Source organism: Rhodococcus sp. NPDC047139 (genome assembly GCF_040643435.1).
Classification (GTDB): Bacteria; Actinomycetota; Actinomycetes; order Mycobacteriales; family Mycobacteriaceae; genus Rhodococcus.
The window spans coordinates 1-7,112 of the sequence record NZ_JBEYUH010000035.1; the positions used below are offsets into that span (position 1 = coordinate 1).

The 7,112-nt window shown below is 68.0% G+C and carries 7 protein-coding genes; 4 read left to right on the forward strand and 3 right to left on the reverse strand.

The window, feature by feature from the left end; all coding sequences use genetic code 11:
* Positions 1-157 precede the first annotated feature (157 nt).
* Both radA and dinB read left to right on the forward strand, forming a co-directional pair.
* Positions 158-1,549, forward strand: coding sequence for a DNA repair protein RadA (gene radA, locus ABZ789_RS22410; RefSeq protein WP_358428798.1), 1,392 nt, complete (start codon positions 158-160; stop codon positions 1,547-1,549).
* A gap of 39 nt (positions 1,550-1,588) precedes the next feature.
* Positions 1,589-2,866, forward strand: coding sequence for a DNA polymerase IV (dinB, locus tag ABZ789_RS22415; RefSeq protein WP_358428801.1), 1,278 nt, complete (start codon positions 1,589-1,591; stop codon positions 2,864-2,866).
* On the opposite strand, the gene ABZ789_RS22420 is transcribed toward dinB, so the two are convergent.
* A complete protein-coding gene (locus tag ABZ789_RS22420; RefSeq protein ID WP_358428804.1) occupies positions 2,863-3,426 on the reverse strand; it encodes a PaaI family thioesterase in 564 nt (187 codons plus the stop codon). The genes dinB and ABZ789_RS22420 overlap by 4 nt on opposite strands.
* 94 nt (positions 3,427-3,520) lie before the next feature.
* On the opposite strand from ABZ789_RS22420, the gene disA reads away from it, so the two are divergent.
* Positions 3,521-4,603 carry a DNA integrity scanning diadenylate cyclase DisA gene (gene disA, locus ABZ789_RS22425; protein ID WP_358428807.1) on the forward strand — a complete coding sequence of 361 codons (1,083 nt, stop codon included), beginning with the start codon at positions 3,521-3,523 and terminating at the stop codon, positions 4,601-4,603.
* A 13-nt stretch (positions 4,604-4,616) separates the two neighbouring features.
* Here the strand turns inward: disA and ABZ789_RS22430 are convergent, their stop codons facing one another.
* Together ABZ789_RS22430 and ABZ789_RS22435 are read right to left on the reverse strand one after the other, a co-directional pair.
* Positions 4,617-5,360: a hypothetical protein gene (locus ABZ789_RS22430; RefSeq protein ID WP_358428810.1), complete on the reverse strand. Its 744-nt coding sequence runs from the start codon at positions 5,358-5,360 to the stop codon at positions 4,617-4,619.
* 34 nt (positions 5,361-5,394) lie between these two features.
* Positions 5,395-6,045, reverse strand: a complete 651-nt coding sequence (locus ABZ789_RS22435; protein WP_358428813.1) for a carbonic anhydrase — start codon at positions 6,043-6,045, stop codon at positions 5,395-5,397.
* A gap of 94 nt (positions 6,046-6,139) precedes the next feature.
* On the opposite strand from ABZ789_RS22435, the gene ABZ789_RS22440 reads away from it, so the two are divergent.
* Positions 6,140-7,021: an A/G-specific adenine glycosylase gene (locus ABZ789_RS22440; protein WP_358428816.1), complete on the forward strand. Its 882-nt coding sequence runs from the start codon at positions 6,140-6,142 to the stop codon at positions 7,019-7,021.
* Positions 7,022-7,112 lie beyond the last annotated feature (91 nt).

Here is a 7,112-nt window from a genome sequence, read left to right on the forward strand (position 1 = left end):
CGCAAAACGCTCGGCTGGGATACCCCAGCCGAGCGTCTGCGTGATCTAATCACCACCAACTAACAGCGGTGTTGCGTCGACCCCTTGAAACCGCCGCACTGCTCGACCGGGCCCTTCCGTATCCGCGGGTGTCGGTGCGACCGTCTATTCTCCGGCCGTGGCAAAGACCAAGACCCTCTATCGCTGTTCCGACTGCGCGCACACCGTCGCGAAGTGGGTCGGCCGCTGCCCGGAATGCGGAACGTGGGGGTCGATGGACGAAGCACCCGTTCAGCCTGTCGCGGTCAGCGCCCGTGCCGGGACCTCCCTCGCTCGTGCCGGCGCCGCAGCCGTGCTTCCGAGCACACCGGCCACTCCCCTGTCCCAGATCGACGGCAGGGCCACTCACGCCAAGCCCACAGGCATCCCCGAACTCGACCGCGTACTCGGCGGCGGTGTCGTCCCCGGTTCCGTCGTCCTCCTCGCCGGCGAACCCGGTGTCGGCAAGTCCACGCTGCTCCTCGAGGTGGTACACCGGTGGGCACTGCGAGGCGAGGCCGATCGTGCCCTCTACGTCACAGGTGAGGAATCCGCCGGTCAGGTGCGGCTGCGGGCGGATCGCACCGGCGCCGTGCACGATCGCGTCTTCCTCGCCGCCGAGAACGACCTCGCGACGATCTTCGGCCACGTCGAGCAGGTCTCGCCCACTCTGCTGGTCGTCGACTCGGTGCAGACGATGCTCGCGTCCGACGTCGACGGCGTCACCGGCGGAGTCACGCAGGTGCGTGCGGTCACCAGTGCCCTGACCTCCCTCGCCAAGTCCAGCGGCATACCCGTCCTGCTCATCGGCCACGTGACGAAGGACGGTGCGGTCGCCGGCCCGCGTTCCCTCGAGCATCTCGTCGACGTGGTGTTGCACTTCGAGGGCGATAAGCATTCCACGCTGCGCATGGTGCGCGGGGTCAAGAATCGCTTCGGCGCCGCCGACGAGGTGGGTTGCTTCGAACTCGCCGAGGACGGAATCGTCGGGGTGAGCGACCCGTCCGGCCTGTTCCTGCAGCACCGCGACGAGGCGGTGCCCGGCACCGCGGTGACGGTGACGATGGACGGCAAACGCCCTCTCCTCGGCGAAGTCCAGGCGCTCGTGGTGCCCACACACAATCCCTCTCCGCGACGCGCGGTGAGCGGTCTCGACTCGGCACGGGTCGCGATGGTGCTCGCGGTGCTCGAGCGTCGCTGCGGTCTCGGACGGCTCGGCAATTGTGATGTCTACGCCTCCACGGTGGGGGGCATGCGAATCACCGATCCGTCCGCCGATCTCGCGCTCGCGCTCGCGGTGGCCTCGGCGGTGCGCGATCAGCCCGTGCCCGCCGGGACAGTGCTGCTCGGCGAGGTCGGTCTCGCCGGAGAGGTCCGTCGCGTGGTCGGTGCGGGCCGGCGTCTCGCAGAAGCGAATCGTCTCGGCTTCGACCGGGGAGTCGTTCCGCGCGATGTCGAGGGTGTGCCGAAGGGCATGAAGAAGTTGGAGGTGTCCAACGTGGCCCAGGCACTGTCGACACTCACGCGCTGAATCACGGCCTTCTGTGATGTCGGCCGCGGATGCGAACATATGTTCGTGTCAGATGCGACGGTCCTGCACGCCGATCTCGACGCGTTCTACGCGTCGGTGGAGCAGCGCGACGATCCGTGGCTGCGTGGCAAGCCGGTCGTCGTGGGCGGCGGTGTCGTGCTGGCGGCGAGCTATGAGGCCAAGGCCCACGGCATCGTCACCGCGATGCCGGGCCGGGCCGCCCGCGCCCTGTGTCCGGGATTGATCAGCGTGCCTCCGCGCATGGACGCCTATGCAAGGGCCTCGCGTGAGGTGTTCTCCATCTTCGACCGCACCACGCCGATCGTGGAGGGAATCTCGATCGACGAAGCCTTTCTCGACGTATCCGGCCTGGGGCGCATAGCAGGAAGCCCCGTCGATATCGCCGCGCGCCTGCGCCGCACTGTCTCCCGCGAGGTAGGTCTGCCGATCACCGTCGGCGTTGCACGCACCAAGTTCCTCGCCAAGGTCGCGAGCGGTGTGGCCAAACCCGACGGCCTGCTGCTCGTCCCTCCCCACGCCGAACTGGCGTTCCTCCATCCGCTACCGGTGGAACGGTTGTGGGGCGTCGGCAAGGTCACCGCCACGAGACTGCACGCGCACGGCATCCGGACAGTGGCCGAGGTCGCTTGCCGTTCCGAGGCCGATCTGGTCTCGCTGTTGGGACGCGCGACCGGACGCCATCTGCACGCTCTCTCACTCGGTCACGACCCGCGTCCGGTTCGTCACCGGCAGCGAAGTTCGATGGGAGCGCAACAAGCCCTCGGGCGCGGTCCGCACCGATTCGAAACGCTGAACGAAACGCTGCAATTGCTGGTCGACCGCGTATGCCGCCGGATGCGCCGGGCCCGGCGCCTCGGACGCACCGTGGTCCTACGCTTGCGCTTCGCCGACTACACCCGCGCGACTCGATCGCACACACTTCCCGGCGCCACGGCCCGCACCGACCTCGTCTCGTCGGCGGCGCACGACCTGCTCGAGCAGACCCGGCCCCTCATCGCCGAGCGCGGCCTCACCCTGGTCGGGATCGCGGTGACGAATCTTATGGGCGACGGCGTCGAACAGCTCGAGCTGCCGTTCGACCGGCCGGTGGAACAGGAGGACGGAATTCTCGAGGAGCGGACACACCGCGCGGTCGACCGGCACGCGCTCGACGCGGTTCTCGACGACCTGCATTCCCGCTACGGCGCGGGGGCGGTCACCTCGGCCGCACTACTCGGGCGCGATCACCGCCCGGGTGTTCCGTTGCTTCCCGACCGCCCAGGAGACCCGCCTCCCGGAGCAGCGGAGTCGTCCTAAACAGCGGAGATGTCGTGCTCACTCTTGGGGATGCCGTCTGCAAAGTCCCTGCCCTTGGCGAAGTGCTCGTGTCCCACCACGACGAACAACCCCACCGACGAGGCGACCACGACGTCCGGATCGGCGAGCGGCCCATCGACGATGCGCGCTTCCGCGCTGGTGTAGACCTTCCGTCGCACGGTGCCGTCGACGCGGGCCCGGAACTCGAGGACCGCGCCCAGCGGGATCGGACGGGCGAAATCCGTCTCGAAATGCCCGGTCACGACGGCGGTACGCAGGGCAGCATTGCATGCCATGCCCTGCACCTCGTCGAATGCCGTCATCAGGATGCCACCGTGGATGAAGCCCGGTCCGCCCTGATAGCGAGTAGCGACGTCGAGCCGGCCGATCACCTCGAGGCCCTCACCGAGGGTGAACTCCATCGCCAGACCGGAGGGCTGATCGTCGCCGCAGCCGAAGCACTTCGCCCAGTGCTGGGGTATCGGCGCACCCGGGCCGGGATGATCCTCCGGCAGAACGGGAACGACGAGGTCGTCGGGCAAAGTCCAGGTGCTGCGCATGAACAAGTAATGTAGTTGCGCGGTCGGCGGCGCCGATCCGGGAGTCCGCGCATTGTGACGGCGACCGCAGACTGCACACGGGAAGGATGTCCAGATGACCGAGTCGGCGCCGGCATCGACGCTGGGCGAGACCATCGCCCGTCTGGCTCCCGGCACCGCGCTCCGCGACGGTCTCGAACGGATCCTCCGCGGCCGGACGGGCGGGCTGATCGTCCTCGGTTTCGACGAGAAGGTCGCCGACCTGTGCGACGGCGGATTCGAACTCGACGTCGAGTTCGCTCCCACCCGGCTGCGAGAGTTGTCCAAGATGGACGGCGCCGTGGTCGTCTCTACCGACGGCACTCGTATCGTGCGCGCCAATGTCCAGCTGGTGCCCGACCCGAGCATCCCGACCGTCGAGTCCGGCACGCGGCACCGCGCCGCGGAACGTACCGCGATCCAGACCGGCTATCCGGTGGTGTCGGTCAGCCAGTCGATGAGCATCGTCAGCGTCTACGTCGACGGTCGGCGGCACGTCATCAACGATTCCGCGACGATCCTGTCGCGGGCAAATCAGGCCGTCGCGACGCTCGAGCGGTACAAGGGGCGCCTCGACGAGGTGACGCGGCAGTTGTCCGTGGTCGAGATCGAGGACATCGTCACGCTGCGCGATGCGCTCACCGTGGCCCAGCGACTCGAGATGATGCACCGTCTCTCCGTGGAGATCGAGCAGGACGTGCTCGAACTCGGAACCGATGGCCGCCAGCTCGCGCTTCAGCTCGAAGAACTGGTCGGCGACAACCAGCTCGCCCGCCAGCTCATCGTGCGCGACTATTTGGCCGGCGACCATGTTCCTTCTTCTCAGGAGGTCGATCGGGCCCTCGAGCGTCTGGCCCGTCTGACCGACGTCGACCTGCTCGATCTGACGACTCTCGCCCGCGCGTTCGGGTACTCGGGCACCATCGAAGCCCTGGACACGTCGATGAGTCCGCGCGGCTATCGCGTACTCCATCGCGTGCCCCGCCTGCAGACCCAGCAGATCAACCACCTGGTGGGCGCCTTCGGAACACTGCAGGGACTACTCGCGGCGACCGCCGCCGACCTTCAGGCCGTCGACGGTATCGGCGCCCTGTGGGCGAGGTACATCCGAGAGGGATTGTCGCGGCTGGCCGAAGCCGCCATCAACCACTACGACTGACCAAATCCGGCCGTCAGGGCGTGATATTGAACGGCTCCGGCACACTGCGGAGGCCACCGAGCTGCCCCACCACGGTGTATGCGCCGGGACCGACCGGCTCACGTGGCGCCTGGCAACCCGGTTCGGAGGTCGTCGCCGACCACTTCACGGAATACGCCGCCTGATCACCGGGAGACAGCGAGCGCATGTCCGCTGTCGATTCGGGGAAGCAGTCGGTGTTCGACCAGAGTCGCTCGTTGCCGTCGAGGCTGTAGACGAGCACCTGCTGGAGTCCGGCGCCGAGATCGCGTTCGCAGGGCGAAGTTCCGATATTGGTGATGACGATCGTGAACTCGGGTTCTGTGCCCACCTTGTAGTTCGGTTCGTCGGCCGTCACCCGCACGGCGAGCGACTGATCGGAACATTGGCCCGCGGGAACCGGGGCCGCCGCACTAGTCGACGAACCGCCGGTGGCCTCGCCCTCGTCGGCCGACCCCGAGTCCTCCGGATCGCGTGATCCATCCGATTCCGACGAGCCCCCGCTGCGAGTGCTGCCGGCGGACGCAGCCTCGGCGGAGGCGTCGGGAGCGGTGGTCGTGGCGGAAGTCGTCACTTCCGCCGCCGCAGGCTCCGGGGTCGGATCGGGATCGTCGCCGCCGCCGGTCAGAGCGAGTACGAGCCAGACGACCAGAGCCAGCACGACCACCGAGACACCGATGGCGAGAATGCGTCGTCGCCAGTAGATCTCGGGGGGCAGAGGACCGGTCGGTTCAAGCACGCCCCTCACGGTAGGTGCCTTCAGCTGCAGACAGCTACACCACCACCGGCGTGTCGCCTTCCTCTGCGATCACACCGATGTCTCCGATGTGACCCCGCAGGCTCACGCGGCCGTCGTCGAGCTTGTAGGTGACACCGACGATCGCGCACCGGCCGTCGGCGATGCGGTCGGCGATGATCCGCGAACGGTCCGTGAGCAGCTTTCCGGTCTCGACGACGTGCCGCCCCTCGAGTTCGTCGACGGTGTCCAGACCCTCGGCCCGCCCCATGAGGATCGACGGCGCCACGCGCTCGACGAGGCTGCGGATGTGACCACCCGGCACCGAACCCTTGTCGAGTGCCTCGATCGTCGCGGCGACGGCACCGCAGCTGTCGTGGCCGAGAATGACGATGAGCGGGACGTTGAGGATGTCGACGGCGTACTCGATGGAGCCGAGCACAGAACTGTCGATGACGTGGCCCGCGGTACGGACCACGAACATGTCGCCGAGCCCCTGGTCGAAGATGATCTCTGCAGCTACGCGGGAGTCTCCGCATCCGAACAGCACGGCGGTGGGATGCTGGCCGTTGACGAGTTCGGCGCGACGATCGATCCCCTGGCTGGGGTGCAGCGGGGTGCCGCTGACGAAGCGATGATTACCCTCGGTCAGGGCTTTCCAGGCGGAGATGGGATTCGAGTTCGGCATGCGTACATTATTCACCCGCGCGTGCGACCGCACTCGATCGGCATCTTCGAGGTGGGACCGAACCGACCGTCACTGCGAACCGAGGAGATGAGAGATGCCGGTGGACTCACCGTCGTTGCTTCGCTGGTACGCCACCCAGGCGCGCGATCTGCCGTGGCGACGTGAAGGGGTGACGGGCTGGCAGATCCTGATGTCCGAGGTCATGCTGCAGCAGACCCCGGTCGCCCGCGTCGCGCCGATCTGGGAGGAGTGGGTGCGCCGCTGGCCCGTACCGTCGGCGATGGCCGCGTCGAGCCAGGCCGAAGTTCTGCGGGCGTGGGGCAAACTCGGTTATCCGCGCCGGGCACTGCGCCTGCACGAGTGCGCGGGTGTGCTCGCCGCCGACCACGACGATCGTGTGCCCGAGAACGTCGAGACACTCCTGACTTTGCCCGGCGTCGGTGCCTACACCGCGAGAGCAGTGGCATGTTTCGCCTACGGGCAGCGCGTGCCGGTGGTCGACACCAACGTGCGCCGCGTGGTCGCACGAGCAGTGCACGGACGAGCGGAACCCGGAAACCCCTCGACCACACGTGATCTCGCCGATGTCGAGGCGATCCTCCCACGTCCGCAAGCTCGTGCAGCGACATTCTCGGCTGCGCTCATGGAACTCGGCGCGACCGTGTGCACCGCGCGCACACCCGACTGCGCGCGCTGCCCGTTGCCCGACTGCGCGTGGGTACAGGCCGGGCGGCCCGCGCACGAGGGGCCGCCCCGCAAGGTGCAGAAGTTTGCCGGAACCGACCGGCAGGTGCGAGGACGGTTGATGGCGGTGCTGCGGGAGAGCACCACGCCGGTGGAGCGGCCCCTGCTCGACAGCGTGTGGCCGTCCGATCCGGGGCAGCGCGACCGCGCGTTGCACTCCCTGCTGGTGGACGGCCTCGTCGAACAGACCGACGACGGCCGGTTCGCGCTCGCCGGCGAGGGGTCCGCCTAGATGTACCCGGCCATCAGGTTGGTGCCAGCCGGCTGACCGGTGGAAGTCCTCCGAGTGCGCTGTGACGTCGTCGAGTGTTGTAGTACTCGAG

Excerpts from the sequence above, each read along its gene's own strand:
- dinB (WP_358428801.1), top strand. The coding sequence starts at position 1,589 with ATGTTCGTGTCAGATGCGACGGTCCTGCACGCCGATCTCGACGCGTTC.
- ABZ789_RS22420 (WP_358428804.1), bottom strand. The coding sequence starts at position 3,426 with ATGCGCAGCACCTGGACTTTGCCCGACGACCTCGTCGTTCCCGTTCTG.
- disA (WP_358428807.1), top strand. The coding sequence starts at position 3,521 with ATGACCGAGTCGGCGCCGGCATCGACGCTGGGCGAGACCATCGCCCGT.
- ABZ789_RS22435 (WP_358428813.1), bottom strand. The coding sequence starts at position 6,045 with ATGCCGAACTCGAATCCCATCTCCGCCTGGAAAGCCCTGACCGAGGGT.
- ABZ789_RS22440 (WP_358428816.1), top strand. The coding sequence starts at position 6,140 with ATGCCGGTGGACTCACCGTCGTTGCTTCGCTGGTACGCCACCCAGGCG.